Here is an 18,766-nt window from a genome sequence, read left to right on the forward strand (position 1 = left end):
TGGATACGAGGACGGAAGCACGGAGCGGGAAGGTGAGTGGCATGGCCGAGGCCGTCGCGGCGGCACGTCGCAGCCGGATCACGCCCGAGCGCGAGGCCGAGTTGTACGAGGCCGTGCTCGACCTGCTCCGGGAGGTCGGCTACGACGCCCTCACCATGGACGCCGTCGCCACCCGCACCAGGTCCAGCAAGGCCACGCTCTACCGCCAGTGGGGCGGCAAGGCCGAGCTGGTGGCGAAGGCGGTGCGGCACAACAGGCCGGGCGGCTCGGTCGACGACGTCGACACCGGGTCGCTCAGAGGTGATCTGCACGCCCTCACCCTGCGCTCGGACGACTGCGAGATGGAGCAGAACTCCGCGCTGATGCGAGGTCTGGCGATGGCCGTGCACGGCAATCCCGACCTTCTGCGGGCGTTCAAGGACCATCTCATCGAGCCGGAGCTGGCGGAGTTCCGCCGCGTACTGCAGCGGGCGATCGACCGGGGTGAGATCCGTGCGGACAACCCCGCGATCGACTACGTGATGCACATGATGATCGGCGGGTTCGCCGCCCGCTCGCTCATCGACGAGCAGCCGCCGAACCAGGCCTTCCTGCTGTCGTACATCGACGCCGTGGTCCTCCCCGCCCTCGGCGCCCCCATCAGCTGAACCCTCTCCCCGAGCAAGCCCACCACCTGACGTAACCGCTCACGTCGTCGGGCTGATCACCCCTGCCCTGAAAACCCAACGACTGACCGGGAGTACGCCCTCGTGGCCACGTTGCTCTACAGACTCGGCCGGCTCGCCTTCCGGCGACGGCACTTCGTCGCCCTCATATGGATCGCGCTGCTCACCCTGGCCGGGGTGGGCGCCGCCTCCGCGCCGCCCGCCGGCAGCACGTCCTTCTCCATCCCCGGCACCGAGGCCCAGAAGGCCTTCGACCTGCTGGAACAGCGCTTCCCCGGGATGAGTGCCGACGGCGCCACCGCGCGCGTGGTCTTCAAGGCGCCCGGCGGCGAGAAGATGACGGACGCCGGCAACAAGGCGGCCGTCGAGAAGACCGTCAAGGAGCTGAAGAGCGGCTCCGAGGTCGTCTCCGTCGCCGACCCCTACGCCGGGCACGCCGTCAGCCGGAACGGCACGGTCGCCTACGCCTCGGTGAAGTACAAGGTCTCCGGCATGGAGCTGAAGGACTCCTCGAAGGACGCCCTGAAGGAGGCCGCCCAGCACGCACGCGACGCCGGGCTGACCGTCGAGGTCGGCGGTGACGCGCTCACCGCGACCCCGGAGACGGGCTCCAGCGAGGTCATCGGCATCGGGATCGCCGCCGTCGTCCTCGTCATCACCTTCGGCTCGCTGCTCGCGGCCGGATTCCCGCTGCTCACCGCCCTCATCGGCGTCGGCATCGGCGTCTCCACCATCACCGCGCTCGCCAGCGCCCTGGACCTCGGCTCCACCACCTCCACCCTGGCCTCGATGATCGGCCTGGCCGTCGGCATCGACTACGCCCTGTTCATCGTCTCCCGCTACCGCGCCGAACTGGCCGAGGGCCGCGAGCGCGAGGACGCGGCCGGACGCGCCGTCGGCACGGCGGGCTCGGCGGTGGTCTTCGCCGGCCTCACCGTCGTCATCGCCCTGGTCGGCCTGTCGGTCGTCGACATCCCGATGCTCACCAAGATGGGCGTCGCCGCGGCGGGCACCGTCGCCGTCGCCGTCCTGATCGCGCTGACGATGATCCCGGCGCTGCTCGGCTACGCGGGCCGCAGGATCAAGCCGGCCGGTGAGAAGAGCAAGCTGCTGGGCGGCGGCCGTACGCCCAGGAAGCCCGGCCGCCCCAACATGGGCACCCGCTGGGCGAGCTTCGTCGTACGCCGCCCGGTCGCCGTCCTCCTCCTCGGCGTCCTCGGCCTCGGCGCGGCGGCGATCCCGGCCGCCTCCCTGGAACTGGGCCTGCCCGACGACGGCTCCCAGCCCACCTCCACCACCCAGCGCCGCGCCTACGACCTGCTCTCCGAGGGCTTCGGGCCCGGCTTCAACGGCCCCCTCATGGTCGTGGTCGACGCCAAAAACAGCGCCCACCCCAAGAAGGCGTTCACCGAGGTCGGCGACGAGATCAAGGGCCTGAAGGACGTCGTCACGGTCACCCCGGCCGTGCCCAACAAGGCCGGCGACACCGCGACGATCACCGTCGTCCCCAAGTCCAAGCCGTCCTCGAAGACGACCGAGGACCTGGTGCACGCCATCCGCGACAAGGGCGCGGACATCACCGCGAAGACCGGCTCCAAGGTGCTGGTCACCGGTACGACGGCGATGAACATCGACGTCTCGCAGAAGCTGAACGACGCGCTCCTGCCCTACCTCGCGCTGGTGGTCGGCCTGGCCTTCCTGCTGCTGATCGTGGTCTTCCGCTCGGTCCTCGTCCCGCTGAAGGCGGCCCTCGGCTTCCTGCTCAGCGTGCTCGCGGCCCTCGGCGCGGTCGTCGCGGTCTTCCAGTGGGGTTGGCTGTCCGGCCTGATGAACGTCGAGCAGACTGGCCCGGTGATGTCGATGATGCCGATCTTCATGGTGGGTGTCGTCTTCGGCCTCGCGATGGACTACGAGGTGTTCCTCGTGACCCGGATGCGGGAGGCGTTCGTCCACGGCGAGAAGCCGAGCCAGGCCGTGGTGACCGGCTTCAGGCACGGGGCGCGGGTCGTGACCGCCGCGGCCGTCATCATGATCGCCGTCTTCTCCGGCTTCATCGGCTCCAGCGAGGCGATGGTCAAGATGATCGGCTTCGGCCTCGCGGTCGCCGTCTTCTTCGACGCGTTCATCGTCCGCATGGCCGTCGTCCCGGCGGTCCTCGCGCTGCTCGGCAGGCGGGCCTGGTGGCTGCCGAAGTGGCTCGACCGGGCGCTGCCCAACGTCGACGTCGAGGGCGAGGGCCTGCGCACGCAGTCCCCGGCGGGCGGCAGGGACGCCGACCCCGACGAGGAGAAGGAGCTGGTACGGGCCTGACGTACCGCTCCTGACGGCGGACCGGCCGGTGAGGGTGCCCGTGGGGACGGGGCCGCACCCTCACCGGCCTCCTGCCGTGCCGGGCCTGCTGCCGTGCCTGGCCTGCTGCCGTGCCGGGCCCGCTGCCGTGCCGGGCCTGCTGCTGTGTCCGGGCCTTTGCCGCGTCCGGGCCTCCTGCCTGCCCGACCTCCTGCCGTGCCCGGGAAAACGCCCTGAGCGGTGTTCGGATCATGGCGTAGCGTGCCTGCCATGACGACGACAGCCGCCACTGACGCCGACGCATCCGGAGCCCACCCCCGCTTCGCCGAAGCCCTCCGCGCGCTCGGCCTCGACGACGTGCTCGCCCGGACCCGGAGGTTCCCGGAGGCCACCCGGACCGCGGCCGAGGCCGCCGCGGCCATCGGGTGCGAGCTCAGCCAGATCTGCAAGTCGCTGATCTTCGCCGCCGACGGGGTACCCGTGCTGGTCCTCATGGACGGGGCCTCGCGCGTGGACGTGGAGCGGGTGCGGGAGGAACTGGGCGCCCGCGCGGTCACCCGGGCCGACGCCGGTGTCGTGCGCGAGACCACCGGGTACGCCATCGGCGGCGTGCCGCCCTTCGGGCACCGCACCCGCACGCGGGTCCTCGCCGACCGCTCGCTGCTCGCCCACGACGTGGTCTGGGCGGCCGCCGGGACGCCGCACACCGTCTTCCCGATCGAACCGAGGGCGCTGGTGGCCCACGCGGGTGCCGACCTGGCGGACGTGCGCGAGCAGACCGCGTGACCCCGCTCGTCGCGGCCGCCGTCCTGCTCGCCGCCGTGACCCACGCCAGCTGGAACGCCATCGCGCACCGGATCACCGACAAACTGGTCGGCTTCAGCCTGATCTCCGGCGGCGGGGTGCTGATCGGGCTCGCGATCGCGCCGTTCGTGGCCTTCCCGGCGGGGCCCGCCTGGCCGTACCTGCTGACCTCGGCGGTCGTCCACATCGCCTACTACGCCCTGCTGATGACCTCCTTCCGGCTCGGCGACTTCGGTCAGGCGTACCCCATCGCGCGCGGCAGCGCCCCGCTCGTGGTCACCGTGCTGGCCGCCGTGTTCGCGCACGAGGTGCCCGGCGGCCGGGCGCTGGCCGGGATCGCCGTGTCCTGCGTGGGACTCATCGGCGTCAGCGTGTGGGGCCTGCGCGGCAGCCGGCCGGCCTGGGCGGCGATCGGCGCGGCCCTCGCGACCGGCCTGACGATCGCCGCGTACACGGTCATCGACGGCCTGGGCGTACGCGCCGCGCACTCACCCCTCGGGTACATCGCCTGGCTCATGGCCGTCCAGGGAGTCGTGATCCCGAGCTACATGTACGTACGCGCGCGTGCCGGCACCGTACGGCTGCTCCGGCCCCACGCCGCCGTCGGCCTCCTCGGCGCCGCCCTGTCCGTCACCGCCTACGCCCTGGTCCTGTGGGCCCAGACCCGCGCCGAACTCGCCCCGATCGCCGCCCTGCGCGAGTCCTCGATCATCGTCGGCGCCGCGATCGGCGCGGTCTTCTTCAAGGAGCGCTTCGGTGCCCCCAGGGTCGCGGCGGCCGGGCTGCTGGTGGTGGGCATCGGGTTGATGGTGCACGCCGGGTAGCCGGGTAGTCCGTCAGTGAGACCGTCGGTGAGAAGCACCGGGCAGCAATCGGAACGACAGGGAGCCTCAATGACCGACAAGCCGACCGTCAGCGTTCTGGGCACCGGCATCATGGGGGCCGCGATGGCCCGGAACCTGTGCCGCGCCGGGCTGGAGGTCCGCGCGTGGAACCGTACGCGGGAGAAGGCCGAGCCGCTCGCCGCCGACGGCGCGCGGATCGCCGGCACACCCGCGGAGGCCGTCGAGGGCGCCGACGTCGTCCTGACGATGCTGTACGACGGCAACACCGTCCTGGACGTCATGCGCGAGGCCGCGCCGGCGCTGCGGCCCGGCACGGTGTGGGCGCAGTGCACCACCGCCGGGATCGAGCTGGTCACCGACCTGGCGGCCTTCGCCGGCGAGCACGGACTCGTCTTCTACGACGCACCCGTCCTCGGTACCAAACAGCCCGCCGAGGCCGGTCAGCTGACCGTGCTGGCGGCCGGGCCGGAGGAGGGCCGGGAGACGGTCGCGCCCGTCTTCGACGCGGTCGGCGCGAAGACCCTGTGGACCGGGTCCGACGGCGGCGCGGGCAGCGCCAGCCGGCTGAAGCTGGTCGCCAACAGCTGGGTGCTCGCGGCCACCGCGGCGGCCGGTGAGGTCCTCGCCCTCTCCCGCGCCCTCGGCGTGGATCCGCAGGGGTTCTTCGACCTCATCGAGGGCGGCCCGCTCGACATGGGTTACCTGCGGGCGAAGTCCGCGCTGGTGCTCGACGGCAGGCTGACCCCGCCGTCGTTCGCGGTGGCCACCGCAGAGAAGGACGCCCGGCTCATCGTCCAGGCGGGGCAGCGGGGCGGCGTACGGCTGGACGTCGCCGCCGCGGCCGCCGAGCGGTTCGCCCGCGCCGCCGCGCAGGGGCACGCCGACGAGGACATGGCCGCCGCGTACTTCGCCAGCTTCGGGGACCAGGCGTCGACATGACGGGCCGGGGTGCCGGGGCGCACCCTGGAAGCAAGGGTTTTCGGAGGTGATCATCATGATGCACACCGCTGTGGGATGGCACGTGGAGCTCGAGTTCAAGGAGGATGATCAGCACACGAAGGCGGCGGCCCTGGTGCGCTTGCCCGACGGAACCGAGGTACGGGCGCACGGCCACGCGACCAGGCACCGCGTCGACGCCAACCAGCCCAGGGTCGGCGAGGAGATAGCCGGCGCACGTGCCCTCAACGAACTGGCCATGGAACTGCTGAGCAAGGCACACGACGAGATCGACGCGGCGTCCGGACGGACCTCGCACACGATCAACGTGTGACGGCGCGCGGCGACGGGAGCGCCTACGCGAGCGCCGTGCGTACCGCCCGTACCAGCGCCTGCGCCCTCGGGTCCGCCGTCACGCTCTTCCTGAAGCCGTTGGTGACATAGCCGAAGGCGATACCGGTCTCCGGGTCGGCGAAGGCGAGGGCGCCGCCCCGGCCCGGGTGGCCGAAGGAAGCGGGGGAGAGCAGCGGGGACGCCGCGCCGTGCAGCATGTAGCCGAGGCCGAACCGGGTGCCCACCACCAGGACCCGGTCCGGTCCGGCGGACTGCTCGGCGCGGGCCAGCTCCCTCGTCTCAGGGCTGAACAGCCGGCTGCCGCCGTCCACCGCGCCGATGAGCGAGGCGTAGAAGCGGGCCAGTCCGTCGGCGGTGGCGATGCCGTTGGAGGCGGGCAGGGCGGCCGCGCGGTAGGCGGGGGCGTTCTCGTCGGGCAGCGGGGTGATCGCGGCGAAGGCGCGCCGGGTCAGCGAGTCCGGGTCGGCGTAGGCCTCGGCCACCGCGCGCTTGGGGCGGGCCTTCAGGCCGCCCACGGCCTCGGGCGCCTCGAGCGGGCCGACGCGGCCCACGCGCGCGTGCTCCGACTCCGGCAGGCCGAGCCACAGGTCCGCGCCGACGGGACGCGCGATCTCCTGCGCGATCCACGCGCCGGCCGGGCGGCCGGTGATCCGCCGGATCAGTTCGCCGGTGAGCCAGCTGTAGGTCTGGGCGTGGTAGCCGTGGTCCGTGCCGGGCTCCCACACCGGTGCCTGCGCGGCGACGGCCGCGGCGCCCAGGTCGGGGTCGGCGGCCTCGGCGGGGGTCAGCGGGCGGTCCAGCACGGGCACGCCCGCGCGGTGCGCCAGCACGTGCCGGACCAGGGTGTGCTCCTTGCCGGCCGCCTTGTACTCGGGCCAGTACGCGCCGACCGGGGCGTCCAGGTCCAGCTCGCCGCGCTGGTGCAGCAGCAGGAGCGCGGCGGCGGCGACGCCCTTGGTGGCGGAACGCACGATCTGCGCGGTGCCGGGCTCCCACGGGGCCGTACCGTCCACGTCCCTGGTGCCGGCCCACAGGTCGACGACCCTGTGCCCGTCGCGGTACACGGCCACGGCCGCGCCGCGCTCGCCGAGCAGCGCGAAGTTCGTTGCGAACGCCTCCCTGACCGGCTCGAAGCCCTCGGCCACTGTGCCGTTCACGTCCACGCCCGCTCGTTCCCTTCGGCTCGCCTTCGACAGTGGGTCCAACCGCCACTGTCCGCCTGGGATTCCTTGGTGGCGCTACCCGAGGAGAATCGTTACATCGATGTTGCCGCGCGTGGCGTTGGAGTACGGGCAGACCTCGTGCGCCGCGTCCACCAGCCGGGCCGCCACCTCCGGGTCCAGCACCGGCAGGGAGACGCTGAGGGCGACCGCGAGGCCGTAGCCGCGGTGCCGGTTCGGGCCGATGCCGACCTTGGCGGCCACCGTGGAACCGGTCAGGTCGTAGCCCGCGCGGTTGCCGACGAGGATCAGCGCGTTGTGGAAGCAGGAGCTGTAGCCGGCCGCGAAGAGCTGTTCCGGGTTGGTGCCGTTGCCGTCACCGCCCAGCTCCGGAGGCATCGCGACCCGCAGCTGGATCTGGCCGTCCTGGCTGGTGACAAAGCCGTCGCGGCCGCCGTGGGCGGTGGCCTCGGCGACGTACATGATCTTCGTCGGACGGGTGTCGACAGCGGTGTCCTCGGTCATGGCCGGCCTCCCCCGGAAAAAGTGGCGCACAAGTACATCGTGCACAAGGTACTGGCCGGTACGTCAGCAGACGGCACCAGGGGGTGACAACCGTGGGTAACCCGGGATCAGCGCGAGATCAGTGCGACTTCAGCGCGAGATCGGCGCGAGATCGGCGCGAGGATCAGGGCGCGATCCTGCGGGAGCCGAACCGGATCAGTGCCGGTCGGCCGCCGTGTCGGCGCGCTCGGTGAGATGCCACAGCGCCTCGCGCAACGCCGCGACCTCCTGCGTGCCGAGACCCGTCGTGGTGAGCAGCGCGCCTGGTACGCGCGCCGCGCGCTCCCTGAGTTCCTCTCCGCGCCCCGTGCACGCGACGAGTACCGAGCGCTCGTCGCCGGCCGCGCGCTCCCTGCGCACCAGACCCGCCCCCTCCAGCCGCTTCAGCAACGGCGAGACGGTGCCGTAGTCCAGACGCAGGGCGCCTGCCAGTTCCTTCACGCTGGTCTCGCCCCGCTCCCACAGCACCAGCAGCACCAGGTACTGCGGGTAGGTGAGCCCGAGGTCGTCCAGAAGTGGACGGTATGCGGCCGTCACGGCCCGCTGTGCCGCGTACAGCGCGAAGCACAGCTGGTCGTCCAGCAGCAGCGACCCTTCGGCGGCTCGGTCCTCGTTCGTCACGCGCCCATTGTCACGGACGCGCCGCACCACGCGCCGGGCCCACCCACCACACGCCCAGCGACTGACCAGACCCGTCACGCACAGCGCGGGCCGGGAGGTGTGCGCCGCCACGGGCGCCGTGGGCGCTCCCGTGGGCGCCGGAGTGTCCACCAGTGCGCCGTTCACCCGCAACGTGAGCCGCTGCCGCAGGCCGCGCGCGCCGTACACGGCGTACGACACGACCGTCGTGGTGATCGCCATGTTGGTTCCGGCCGTGACGGGGAAGTGGAGCATCTGTACGGCGAAGATCGCTGCGCGGTGCCCGGTCTCCCCGCTCACCGACGTCCGCGAGAATGCGTGAATCGGAAAATATGGGACATTAGGGATGAGGCGGACGCACAGCTTTCTCCTAGGTCACCCGGCGTGAAAGGGCGGTCCGATGTCTGTAGTCGAACAGTACGCACGCGCCCATATCGTCACGGACGAGGAGGATCCGGGGGCCGTACCCGTAGTGCTGAGCTACGACCCCGACTCCGATCCACGGTCGGTCCGGGTGGGCCTGCCCGGACCGCACGAGTGGACGTTCTCGCGCACGCTGCTCGAACGGGGCCTGCGGGCTCCGGCCGAGAGCGGCGCGGTCCGGGTGTGGCCGTGCGGGCGCGTCCAGGCCGTTGTCGAGTTCCACTCCGACAACGGTGTCGAGGTGGTCCAGTTCGAGTCGAAGACGCTGCTGAGATTTCTGCGCCGGACCTACACGGCGGAGCCGGTAGGAGCCTGATCAGCCGCCCATCTTCAGCAGCGCCGCCACGATCGGCCCGGCCGTGTCGCCGCCGTGACCGCCCGCCTGGACCACGCCCGCGGCGGCGAGATCGCCCTTGAAGGCGGTGAACCAGCCGTTCGGCTTCTTCTGCCCGTCGACCTCCGCGGAGCCCGTCTTGGCACCGTAGTCGCCGCTCATCCCCGCCATCGCCTTGGCCGCCGTGCCGTAGTCCGCCGTGAACCGCATGACGTCCTTCAGCTGGGACCGCGTCGTCGCGGACATGGTGCGCGCGGCCTTCGCCAGCGTCCGGTGGTCCACGTCGGGGGACACCAGGTACGGCTGGTGGAAGACGCCCGACTCCACCGTGGCCGCCACCGACGCCATGTTCAGCGGGTTCATGCGCACCCCGCCCTGCCCGATCAGCGAGGCGCCCATCTGCGCGCCGCTCTGCACCGGGACGGAGCCGTCGAAGGACGGGACGCCGATGGCCCAGTTGTCCATGGCGAGGCCGTAGACCTCCTGGGCCTCCTTCGTCAGGTCGCTGTCGGACAGCTTCGGCGCGAAGTCGATGAAGGCGTTGTTGCAGGAGGCGCCGAAGCTCTGCTTGAACGTGCCCTTCTTGATCTCGGAGTCGCCGTCGTTGTGGAACGTCCACCCGGCCAGCTTGTACGTCTTGGGGCAGGGGTGCGAGGCGTCCGGGGTGATGAGCTTCTTCTCGAACAGCATGGTCGACGTCACGATCTTCATCGTGGAGCCGGGCGCGAGGGAGCCCTGGAAGCCGACGTTGAAGCCGTGCTCGCTGTTGGCCACCGCGAGGATCTCGCCGGTCGAGGGCCGTACGACGACCACGGAGGCCTTCGCCCGCTTGCCGACCTGCTGCTCGGCCGCCGCCTGGAAGGTGGGGCTCAGGGTCGTCCGCACCGTGCCGGGGGTGCCCTTGCTCAGCTCCACCAGCGTCTTGTCGGACAGCCCGGCCTTCAGCGAGGCCTTGCCGCGCGCCACGCGCAGCTCCACGCCCGCCTTGCCGCCCGCCGTCTTGCCGTACTTCTCCCGCAGCCCGTCCAGCACCGGGCCGAGCGACGGGTACTTGGCGGTCGTCAGCTCGCCGCCGTGGCGGTCCAGCGCCTTGATCGGCGGGGTGCCGGACTCGCCGGTGACGAGGGTGTCGCCGTCCTTCAGGTCCGGGTGGACGACCGAGGCGTGCCAGTCGACCAGCGGCTTGCCGTCGCTCGCCCGCCGCACCACGGTCAGCGAACTGGCGTACGTCAGCGGCTTGCTGAGGTTCTGGTAGGCGACCGTCGCCTTGACGGAGAACGGCACCTTGGCGCCCGTGGGCGGGCCGGCGGTGAGCGTGACGTCCTTCAGGCGGGCGTCCTTGGTGTATCCGGTCAGCAACTGGGCGGCGGCGGAGGCGTCGTCGGTGGCGGCGGCCGCCTCGGCGGCCCTGCCCTGCTGCCACGCGGTGAGGAAGCGGGTGGCGGCCGTGTGGATCTCGGCGGCGCTGAGCGGGCCGGTCTTCACGGCCTTGTGGTCGGCCGTGGCGGACGTCCGCTCGTCGGCGGCGGCACCGCCGCCGGTCAGCGTGTAGACGGCGAACCCGGCGCCGCCGACGACCAGGGCGATCACCCCGCCGACCACGGCGGGCGCGGTTGTTCTCCGTCGCTCGGCGACGCGCCTTCTGTTGCCCACAGCCTCAGTTCCTCCGTGCCTTCCCCAGGATCCCCGTAGCCCGCACACTCCCCAACGACGGCACTCACCTTAAGGTCCCCGCCTCAGCGGGTGATCCCGGCGGCACATCCGTAGCACGCTTGCGACAATCAGCCCGGCCTCAGACCCAGGTGTCCAGCCACATCCGCGACCGCCACGAGTCGATCGGGATGGCCGTGCCGGTGTACAGGGGCCAGAAATAGATGAAGTTCCAGGCGATCAGCAGGACCAGGACGCCCGCCGCCGAGGCGCCGATCACGCGGCGGGTGTCGGAGGAGCCCGGTGGGCCGATGATCGCGCCGATCAGCATGGCCACCGCCAGGCACAGGAACGGCAGGAAGACGACCGCGTAGAAGAGGAAGATCGTCCGCTCCTGGTACAGGAACCAGGGGAGGTAGCCCGCCGCGATGCCGCACGCGATGGCACCGGCGCGCCAGTCGCGGCGGAACGCCCACCGCCACAGCACGTACAGGATCGCGAAGCAGGCCGCCCACCACAGCAGCGGCGTGCCGATGGCCAGCACCTCACGGGCGCACTTCTCGCCCGCGTCCGCCGGGCAGCCGTCGGCGCCGGGGTTCGGGGACTCGTAGAAGTACGACACCGGGCGGCCCAGCACGATCCAGCTCCACGGGTTGGACTGGTAGGTGTGCGGGGAGGTCAGGCCGACGTGGAACTTGTACACCTCGTGCTCGTAGTGCCACAGGCTGCGCAGCCAGTCCGGCAGGAAGGTCCAGCTGCCGCCCCTGCCGTCGGTGGCCGCCCAGTTGCGGAAGTAGCCGCCGGTGCCGTCCGTGGGCGAGAGGATCCAGCCGAGCCAGGAGAGCAGGTAGACGGCGATCGCCACCGGGACCGTCGCCAGGAAGGCGATGCCCGTGTCGTACTTCAGGGCCGCCGCGTACGGGTGCCGGGCGCCGGCCGTCTTCCGGGCGCCGACGTCCCACAGCACCGCCAGCACGCAGAACGCGACCAGGATGTACAGGCCGTTCCACTTGGTGCCGATGGCCAGGCCCAGCATCAGCCCGGCCGCCCAGCGCCAGGGGCGCAGGCCGAAGCGGAACGCGTCGGCGACGTGCTCGTCCGGCCGGACCCGGCCGTCGGCGTCCACGGGCAGGGCCGCGGCCAGCCGCTCACGTGACCGGTCCCGGTCGATCACCAGACAGCCGAACGCGGCCACCACGAAGAACATCAGCACGCCGTCGAGCAGCGAGGTCCGGCTCATCACGAAGTGCAGGCCGTCCACCGCCATCAGCGCGCCCGCCAGGCAGCCGAGGAACGTCGAGCGGAAGATACGGCGGCCGATCCGGCACAGCAGGAGGACGGAGAGCGTCCCCAGCAGCGCCGTCATGAACCGCCAGCCGAACGGGTCGAACCCGAAGAGCAGCTCGCCGAGCCCGATGACGTACTTGCCGACCGGCGGGTGCACGACGTACGCCGCGTCCGTCGGGATCGGGAGATGCCCGTGCGTCTGCAGCACCAGGTCGTTGGCGTTCTTGTCCCAGTTGACCTCGAACCCGCGGTGGACCAGCGCCCAGGCGTCCTTGGCGTAGTACGTCTCGTCGAATATCACCGCGCGCGGACTGCCCAGGTTCCAGAACCGCATCAGGCCCGCCATCAGCGTCACCAGCAGCGGCCCGCCCCAGCCCGACCAGCGGGTGATCCGCTCGGCGAGGACCGGCGGCACGCCGAGCACCTGCCACAGCCGGGGGCCCGGCTCGGCGTACGGGGGCACCAGCCGGTCGCGTACGTCGCCCGAGGGCGCGTCCTTCGCCGGTACGTACCCGAATCGGCGCAGCCGCTGCTGCCACGACGGCCGCCGGTCGTGCGGCGCCTGGCCCTGCCGGAGGTCCATGGAGGACGCGGTACTGGTCACCCGCGCCATGGTAGGGAACCGTTCTGTGCGAGTCCCGCGCATGTGGGGTACCGGTCGGGACACGGTCGTCCTGCCGGGGCCGGAGGTCCGGCCGTCCGCGGTGCTCACCGGCACGTCGGACGGGCTGTCAGTGGTTCCTGCGAGGATGGGGAGCGTGACTGGAACCCTTGTCCTCGCAGGCACCCCCATCGGCGACATCGCGGACGCGCCGCCCCGGCTGGCCGAGGAGCTCGCCGGCGCCGACGTGGTCGCCGCCGAGGACACCCGGCGGCTGCGCCGGCTCACCCAGGCCCTCGGCGTCACCCCCAAGGGCCGCGTCGTGTCGTACTTCGAGGGCAACGAGTCCGCGCGTACGCCGGAGCTGGTCGAGGAACTGCTCGGCGGTGCGCGCGTGCTGCTCGTGACCGACGCCGGGATGCCGTCCGTCTCCGACCCGGGCTACCGGCTGGTCGCGGCCGCGGTCGAGAAGGACATCCGCGTCACCGCCGTACCGGGGCCGTCCGCCGTGCTCACCGCGCTCGCGCTGTCCGGGCTGCCCGTGGACCGCTTCTGCTTCGAGGGCTTCCTGCCCCGCAAGGCCGGCGAGCGCCTGTCCCGGCTGAAGGAGGTCGCGGCCGAGCGGCGCACCCTGGTCTACTTCGAGGCCCCGCACCGGCTCGACGACACCCTCGCCGCCATGGCCGAGGTCTTCGGCGCGGACCGGCGGGCCGCCGTGTGCCGGGAGCTGACCAAGACGTACGAGGAGGTACGGCGCGGTCCGCTGGCCGAGCTCGCCGAGTGGGCCGCGGAAGGCGTCCGGGGGGAGATCACCGTGGTGGTCGAGGGGGCGCCCGAGGCCGCGCCGGAGGAACTCGACGCGGCGGAGCTCGTACGGCGGGTGCGCGCGCGTGAGGAGGCGGGGGAGCGGCGCAAGGAGGCCATCGCCGCGGTGGCCGTGGAGGCGGGGCTGCCGAAGAGAGTGGTCTTCGATGCCGTTGTTGCCGCGAAGCGTTCGGGTGACTGACGGGTCTCCTCCCGCCTTCACACCCCCTCTGAGCAGGGATGTTCTCGGTTGAGCGAGCGGGCCATGGGACGGCAAAGGGCTGTCGCCGATGGCAAAGGGAAACGCCGCCGATCGGGGCCTTTTCTGCAAGGAAGACTCAAATCGCCTCCAACACTCGACAGCCCTGCTGCGCTCACGCCGGTCAAGGCGTCCACTGGTTGAAGAGCGCCCCGTTGCGGGGCGCTCGTCCAGCGGAACAGAGGAGCTGGCATGAGCGAGATCGCAGGGCAGACCGGCCTCCGTGGCACGCCTACCGCCGTCGTTCACGAGTCGTATTCGTTCGCCTGCATGCGCTGCGGGCACGGCTGGGAGCAGTCGTACGAGATAGAGCACCACACGGACGCCGACGGGCACGAGTTCGTGCTGTACGTGGCCGACGGCCGGGTCGTGCCGTCGCCGCTGAGCCGGCCCAGCTGCCTCAACTGCGACGGTCACGTCGTGCGGATCATGCGCGCCGGGCAGGTCTCGTCGGTGCGGGGCGCCGCCGAGCGGCACCACGCTGTGCCGCAGGCGGGCCCGGTGGAGGCGCCCCAGGTGCCCACGGAGCCCGGCGAACCGCACCACTGGCACCTGTCCGATCTCCTGCACGCGTTCCAGCGCAAGGCCGGCTGAGCGGAACGCCGGCCGGTGCGGGCATGCCCCTTTCGTAGGATCGGGGCATGCCTTCGAACACCGGCCAGACCGCCAAGGGCGACAAGAACGCCGCACCGCCGCTTCCGCCGCCGCTGCGGATTCCGGTCGCCGACTCGCACACCCACCTCGACATGCAGTCCGGCACGGTCGAGGAGGGCCTCGCGAAGGCCGCGTCGGTGGGGGTGACGACCGTCGTCCAGGTCGGCTGCGACCTCAAGGGCTCGCGCTGGGCCGCCGAGACCGCCGCCGCCCACGACAGCGTCCACGCCACCGTCGCCCTCCACCCCAACGAGGCCCCGCGCATCGTCCACGGCGACCCCGACGGCTGGTCGAGGCAGGGCGCCCGGGAGCCGGGCGGGGACGCGGCGCTGGACGAGGCCCTCGCCGAGATCGACCGGCTCGCCGGGCTGCCCCAGGTGAAGGGCGTCGGCGAGACGGGGCTCGACCACTTCCGCACCGGCCCGGGGGGCAAGGCGGCCCAGGAGCGGTCCTTCCGCGCCCACATCGAGATCGCCAAACGGCACGGCAAGGCGCTCGTCATCCACGACCGCGACGCGCACGCCGACGTCCTGCGCGTGCTGAAGGAGGAGGGCGCCCCCGAGCGGACCGTCTTCCACTGCTACTCCGGCGACGCCGAGATGGCGGAGATCTGCGCCCGCGAGGGCTACTTCATGTCCTTCGCCGGCAACGTCACCTTCAAGAACGCCCAGAACCTGCGGGACGCGCTCGCCGTCGCCCCGCTGGAGCTGGTCCTCGTGGAGACCGACGCGCCGTTCCTGACCCCGGCGCCGTACCGGGGGCGCCCCAACGCGCCGTACCTGATCCCCGTCACGGTGCGCGCGATGGCCGCCGTGCGCGGCATCGACGAGGACGCGCTGGCCACGGCCCTGGCCGCCAACACCGCCCGCGCCTTCGGCTACTGAGTCTGCTGTTCGAGCGCTGGGCGCACGCTCGACGGGCAACAGTGCGTAGTCGCGTCGCTTTGGAGAGTGACGGCCGCTCCGCTAGGTTCTGGGGGCCCGATCCGGACCCCTCTGGCACCTCTGGAGCGTGTCGGCGTGAGCAAGTCGCAGTACGAGACGTCCGAGACCTACGAGCCGTATCAGCCCTACGGCCCGCACACCTCCGTGCACACGGCGGAGACCCTGGGCTACGGTCTGTACCCGGACACCTACCGGCCCGCCTACGAGGCTCAGGCGTACTTCGTCACCGAACCGGTGCTGCCCCGGCAGGGCGGGAGCGGGACGCCGCAGCCCGGCGGCCCGGAACACGACAGGACGGCGCGGGACGGCGGGAGGACGCAGGACGCCGGGAGCGCGCCGGGTGACGTCGGCGCGCCGGACGGAGAAGGGACGTGCGCGGACGAGACGGCCTCCGCTGCGGGCGGGCGGGCCGCGCGCCGCCGCAGGGTGCGCTGCGCCGAGCGCCCGGAATCCGCCGTGCGCCGCCTGCTGCCCCAGGCGCTGGTCGTGGCCTTCCTCGCCGGCGGCACCACCGCGTTCGTCGCCAAGGACAAGGCGATCGAGCTGACCGTCGACGGCAAGCCGCGCACCCTGCACACCTTCGCCGACGACGTGCACGAGCTGCTCGCCGAGGAAGGCGTGCACGTCGGGGCCCACGACGCGGTCGTACCCGCCCCGGGCGCGGAGCTCACCAGCGGAGACACGGTCGCCGTGCGCTACGGGCGCCCGGTCCGGCTCACCCTGGACGGGCAGCAGCACGAGGTGTGGACGACGGCGCACACGGTGGAAGGCGCACTGGGCGAGCTGGGGGTGCGCGCGGAGGGCGCGTACCTGTCCACCTCGCGCTCCCAGCCCATCGGCCCCGCCGGGCTCACGCTCGACGTGCGCACCGAGCGCGCCGTCACGATCATGGCCGACGGCCGGACCCGGACCATCCGCACCAACGCGGCCACCGTCCGCGAGGCCGTCGAGGAGGCCGGGATCGGGCTGCACGGCCAGGACACCACCTCCGTCCCGCTCGACAGCTTCCCCCGGGACGGGCAGACGGTGACCGTGCTCCGGGTCAGCGGCACCCGCGAGGTCCGCGAGGAGCAGATCCCGTTCCGGACCGAGCGCACCGAGGACCCCACCCTCTTCGCCGGTGCCGAGGTCGTCGTACAGCCCGGGCAGCCCGGACTGCGGCGCGACACCTATCTGCTGCGGATCGTCAACGGGGTCCGGGAGAAGCCGCGCCGGGAGGCGTCCGAGGTGGTGCGCAAACCGCGCAAGCAGATCGTGAAGGTGGGCACCAAGCCGCGGCCGCGCTCCGTGGCCGGCGCCGACCATCTGAACTGGCACGGCCTCGCCGCGTGCGAGTCCGGCGGCCGGCCGCACGCGGTCGACCCCTCCGGGACGTTCGGCGGGCTCTACCAGTTCGACCTCGGCACCTGGCACACCCTCGGCGGCAGTGGGCGTCCCCAGGACGCGCCGGCGGAGGAACAGACCTACCGCGCGAAGAAGCTGTACACGCGCCGCGGGTCGACGCCGTGGCCGCACTGCGGGTCGCGGTTGCACGGGTGACGTGGGGAGGGCTTGGGTGCGGGGATTCGCCGCTGGGGGCGCGGGGCCGTCTGCCGACTGCGGGTGCGTCGTGGCTGGTCGCGCCCACGCGGCGGAGCCGCATATCAATACGGCCCCGCGCCCCTTACGGGGCGCCCCCGCACCGGGCACCTGGCGAGGCGGCCCGCCTCGCCCCCGTACCCTTGTCCCGTGAGCAGCCCCACCCCCGACGCCCTCCTCGGCCCCGCCGACATCCGTGAGCTCGCGGCCGCGCTCGGTGTCCGGCCGACCAAGCAGCGCGGCCAGAACTTCGTGATCGACGCCAACACGGTCCGCCGTATCGTCCGCACCGCCGAGGTCCGCCCCGACGACGTGGTCGTGGAGGTCGGCCCGGGGCTCGGCTCCCTCACGCTCGCGCTGCTGGAGGCCGCCGACCGGGTCACGGCCGTCGAGATCGACGACGTGCTCGCCGCGGCCCTGCCCGCGACCGTCGGGGCGCGCATGCCGGCGCGCGCCGACCGGTTCGCGCTGGTCCACTCCGACGCGATGCACGTCACCGAACTGCCCGGCCCCCCGCCGACGGCGCTGGTGGCGAACCTCCCCTACAACGTCGCCGTGCCCGTGCTGCTGCACATGCTCGACACCTTCCCGAGCATCGAGCGCACGCTCGTCATGGTGCAGTCCGAGGTCGCCGACCGGCTGGCCGCCGCGCCCGGCTCGAAGGTGTACGGCGTGCCGTCGGTGAAGGCCAACTGGTACGCCGAGGTGAAGCGGGCCGGGGCCATCGGCCGCAACGTCTTCTGGCCCGCGCCGAACGTCGACAGCGGGCTGGTCTCGCTGGTGCGGCGGGCGGAGCCGATCAAGACGACCGCCGCCAAGGCCGAGGTCTTCGCCGTCGTCGACGCGGCCTTCGCGCAGCGCCGCAAGACCCTGCGGGCGGCACTGGCCGGCTGGGCCGGATCCGCGGCGGCCGCCGAGGCGGCGCTGGTCGCGGCCGGGGTCTCGCCCCAGGCGCGCGGGGAGTCGCTGACGGTGGAGGAGTTCGCGCGGATCGCGGAGAACAGGGAGGCGGGCGCGTGAGCGTCACGGTACGGGTACCGGCCAAGGTCAACGTCCAGCTCGCGGTGGGTGCGGCCCGCCCCGACGGGTTCCACGACCTCGCCAACGTCTTCCTCGCGGTCGGCCTGTACGACGAGGTCACGGTCACCGAGGCCGATGAGCTCCGGGTGACCTGCGAGGGGCCGGACGCCGGCCAGGTCCCCCTGGACCGCACCAACCTCGCCGCCCGCGCGGCCCTCGTCCTCGCCGGGCGGCGGGGCATCGAGCCGAACGTGCACATCCACATCGCCAAGGACATTCCGGTCGCCGGCGGCATGGCGGGCGGCAGCGCGGACGGCGCGGGCGCGCTGCTCGCGTGCGACAGGCTGTGGCGTACGGGCGCCCCGCGCGCCGAGCTCCTCGCGATCTGCGCGGAGCTGGGCAGCGATGTGCCGTTCAGCCTGGTGGGCGGAGCGGCCCTCGGGGTCGGGCGCGGCGAGCGGCTGACGGCCCTGGAGGTCGGCGGCACCTTCCACTGGGTGTTCGCGCTGGCCGAGCGGGGTCTGTCCACTCCCGCGGTCTTCCGCGAGTTCGACCGGCTGGCCGAGGGGCGGCGGATCCCGGAACCGGTGGCCTCACAGGAGCTGCTCCAGGCGCTGGCCAAGGGAGACACCGAGGCGCTGGCGGCGGCCGTCTCCAACGACCTCCAGCCCGCCGCGCTGTCCCTGTTCCCCCAGCTGGCCGACACGCTGGAGGCCGGGCGCGGGGCGGGTGCGCTCGCCACGCTGGTCTCCGGCTCCGGTCCGACGACGGCGTTCCTCGCGCGCGACGCCGAGTCGGCGGAGAAGGTGGCGCAGGCCCTGCGCGCGTCCGGCACGTGCAGATCGGTGCGGACGGCGGCGGGACCGGTCCCGGGGGCGACGGTGCTCTGAGGGGTTGCCCTAGGCTAGAAGGCTGACCCACGCCGTGGAGCCGCATGCCGCTGCAGCCCCGCACAG

The 18,766-nt window shown here is 72.6% G+C and carries 18 protein-coding genes; 13 read left to right on the forward strand and 5 right to left on the reverse strand.

The genetic code is table 11. From position 1 onward, the window contains the following. The first annotated feature begins 41 nt into the window (after positions 1–41). The 6 genes from ABB07_RS22335 (at position 42) to ABB07_RS22360 (ending at position 5,873) form a co-directional block, all read left to right on the forward strand. A complete protein-coding gene (locus tag ABB07_RS22335) occupies positions 42–647 on the forward strand; it encodes a TetR/AcrR family transcriptional regulator (protein WP_208900369.1) in 606 nt (201 codons plus the stop codon). A gap of 102 nt (positions 648–749) precedes the next feature. Then, positions 750–2,975: an MMPL family transporter gene (locus ABB07_RS22340; protein ID WP_208900370.1), complete on the forward strand. Its 2,226-nt coding sequence runs from the start codon at positions 750–752 to the stop codon at positions 2,973–2,975. A 249-nt stretch (positions 2,976–3,224) separates the two neighbouring features. Then, positions 3,225–3,740 (forward strand): YbaK/EbsC family protein, encoded by a 516-nt coding sequence (locus tag ABB07_RS22345; RefSeq protein ID WP_208900371.1) that lies wholly within the window; start codon positions 3,225–3,227, stop codon positions 3,738–3,740. Continuing rightward, positions 3,737–4,582 (forward strand): DMT family transporter, encoded by an 846-nt coding sequence (locus tag ABB07_RS22350; RefSeq protein ID WP_208900372.1) that lies wholly within the window; start codon positions 3,737–3,739, stop codon positions 4,580–4,582. Before ABB07_RS22345 ends, ABB07_RS22350 begins: the two co-directional genes overlap by 4 nt. Positions 4,583–4,609: 27 nt before the next feature. After that, on the forward strand, positions 4,610–5,542 hold the full coding sequence (locus tag ABB07_RS22355; protein WP_279617397.1) for an NAD(P)-dependent oxidoreductase: 933 nt from the start codon (positions 4,610–4,612) through the stop codon (positions 5,540–5,542). Positions 5,543–5,597: 55 nt separating this feature from the next. Continuing rightward, positions 5,598–5,873, forward strand: coding sequence for a DUF1876 domain-containing protein (locus ABB07_RS22360; protein WP_208900374.1), 276 nt, complete (start codon positions 5,598–5,600; stop codon positions 5,871–5,873). 22 nt (positions 5,874–5,895) lie between these two features. On the opposite strand, the gene ABB07_RS22365 is transcribed toward ABB07_RS22360, so the two are convergent. From ABB07_RS22365 to ABB07_RS22375, 3 genes are all read right to left on the reverse strand, one after another. Then, positions 5,896–7,056, reverse strand: a complete 1,161-nt coding sequence (locus ABB07_RS22365; protein ID WP_208900375.1) for a serine hydrolase domain-containing protein — start codon at positions 7,054–7,056, stop codon at positions 5,896–5,898. 75 nt (positions 7,057–7,131) lie between these two features. Continuing rightward, a complete protein-coding gene (locus tag ABB07_RS22370) occupies positions 7,132–7,578 on the reverse strand; it encodes an organic hydroperoxide resistance protein (protein WP_208900376.1) in 447 nt (148 codons plus the stop codon). A 195-nt stretch (positions 7,579–7,773) separates the two neighbouring features. Next, positions 7,774–8,238 carry a MarR family winged helix-turn-helix transcriptional regulator gene (locus ABB07_RS22375; RefSeq protein ID WP_208903571.1) on the reverse strand — a complete coding sequence of 155 codons (465 nt, stop codon included), beginning with the start codon at positions 8,236–8,238 and terminating at the stop codon, positions 7,774–7,776. 418 nt (positions 8,239–8,656) lie between these two features. Between ABB07_RS22375 and ABB07_RS22380 the strand changes: the two genes are divergently transcribed. Continuing rightward, a complete protein-coding gene (locus ABB07_RS22380; protein WP_208900377.1) occupies positions 8,657–8,995 on the forward strand; it encodes an SsgA family sporulation/cell division regulator in 339 nt (112 codons plus the stop codon). Here ABB07_RS22380 and ABB07_RS22385 read toward each other — a convergent pair whose 3' ends face one another. Continuing rightward, positions 8,996–10,666, reverse strand: coding sequence for a penicillin-binding transpeptidase domain-containing protein (locus ABB07_RS22385; RefSeq protein WP_208900378.1), 1,671 nt, complete (start codon positions 10,664–10,666; stop codon positions 8,996–8,998). Between the two features lie 139 nt (positions 10,667–10,805). Continuing rightward, positions 10,806–12,554 (reverse strand): dolichyl-phosphate-mannose--protein mannosyltransferase, encoded by a 1,749-nt coding sequence (locus ABB07_RS22390; RefSeq protein ID WP_208900379.1) that lies wholly within the window; start codon positions 12,552–12,554, stop codon positions 10,806–10,808. 154 nt (positions 12,555–12,708) lie between these two features. Between ABB07_RS22390 and rsmI the strand changes: the two genes are divergently transcribed. From rsmI to ABB07_RS22420, 6 genes are all read left to right on the forward strand, one after another. Further along, positions 12,709–13,557, forward strand: a complete 849-nt coding sequence (rsmI, locus tag ABB07_RS22395; protein WP_208900380.1) for a 16S rRNA (cytidine(1402)-2'-O)-methyltransferase — start codon at positions 12,709–12,711, stop codon at positions 13,555–13,557. 249 nt (positions 13,558–13,806) lie between these two features. Continuing rightward, positions 13,807–14,208 carry a hypothetical protein gene (locus tag ABB07_RS22400; protein WP_208900381.1) on the forward strand — a complete coding sequence of 134 codons (402 nt, stop codon included), beginning with the start codon at positions 13,807–13,809 and terminating at the stop codon, positions 14,206–14,208. A 47-nt stretch (positions 14,209–14,255) separates the two neighbouring features. Continuing rightward, positions 14,256–15,152 (forward strand): TatD family hydrolase, encoded by an 897-nt coding sequence (locus tag ABB07_RS22405; protein ID WP_208900382.1) that lies wholly within the window; start codon positions 14,256–14,258, stop codon positions 15,150–15,152. A 135-nt stretch (positions 15,153–15,287) separates the two neighbouring features. Beyond that, a complete protein-coding gene (locus ABB07_RS22410; RefSeq protein ID WP_208900383.1) occupies positions 15,288–16,751 on the forward strand; it encodes a resuscitation-promoting factor in 1,464 nt (487 codons plus the stop codon). A 189-nt stretch (positions 16,752–16,940) separates the two neighbouring features. Continuing rightward, positions 16,941–17,810 carry a 16S rRNA (adenine(1518)-N(6)/adenine(1519)-N(6))-dimethyltransferase RsmA gene (gene rsmA / locus ABB07_RS22415; protein ID WP_208900384.1) on the forward strand — a complete coding sequence of 290 codons (870 nt, stop codon included), beginning with the start codon at positions 16,941–16,943 and terminating at the stop codon, positions 17,808–17,810. After that, on the forward strand, positions 17,807–18,700 hold the full coding sequence (locus ABB07_RS22420; RefSeq protein ID WP_208900385.1) for a 4-(cytidine 5'-diphospho)-2-C-methyl-D-erythritol kinase: 894 nt from the start codon (positions 17,807–17,809) through the stop codon (positions 18,698–18,700). The genes rsmA and ABB07_RS22420 overlap by 4 nt, the downstream gene beginning before the upstream one ends. The last annotated feature ends 66 nt before the right edge of the window (positions 18,701–18,766 follow it).

It is taken from the genome of Streptomyces incarnatus (genome assembly GCF_001027185.1).
GTDB lineage: Bacteria > Actinomycetota > Actinomycetes > Streptomycetales > Streptomycetaceae > Streptomyces > Streptomyces puniciscabiei.

Coding starts and splice junctions, on each gene's coding strand:
- ABB07_RS22335 (WP_208900369.1), top strand. CDS start 42: ATGGCCGAGGCCGTCGCGGCGGCACGTCGCAGCCGGATCACGCCCGAG.
- ABB07_RS22345 (WP_208900371.1), top strand. CDS start 3,225: ATGACGACGACAGCCGCCACTGACGCCGACGCATCCGGAGCCCACCCC.
- ABB07_RS22360 (WP_208900374.1), top strand. CDS start 5,598: ATGATGCACACCGCTGTGGGATGGCACGTGGAGCTCGAGTTCAAGGAG.
- ABB07_RS22370 (WP_208900376.1), bottom strand. CDS start 7,578: ATGACCGAGGACACCGCTGTCGACACCCGTCCGACGAAGATCATGTAC.
- ABB07_RS22380 (WP_208900377.1), top strand. CDS start 8,657: ATGTCTGTAGTCGAACAGTACGCACGCGCCCATATCGTCACGGACGAG.
- ABB07_RS22400 (WP_208900381.1), top strand. CDS start 13,807: ATGAGCGAGATCGCAGGGCAGACCGGCCTCCGTGGCACGCCTACCGCC.
- ABB07_RS22405 (WP_208900382.1), top strand. CDS start 14,256: ATGCCTTCGAACACCGGCCAGACCGCCAAGGGCGACAAGAACGCCGCA.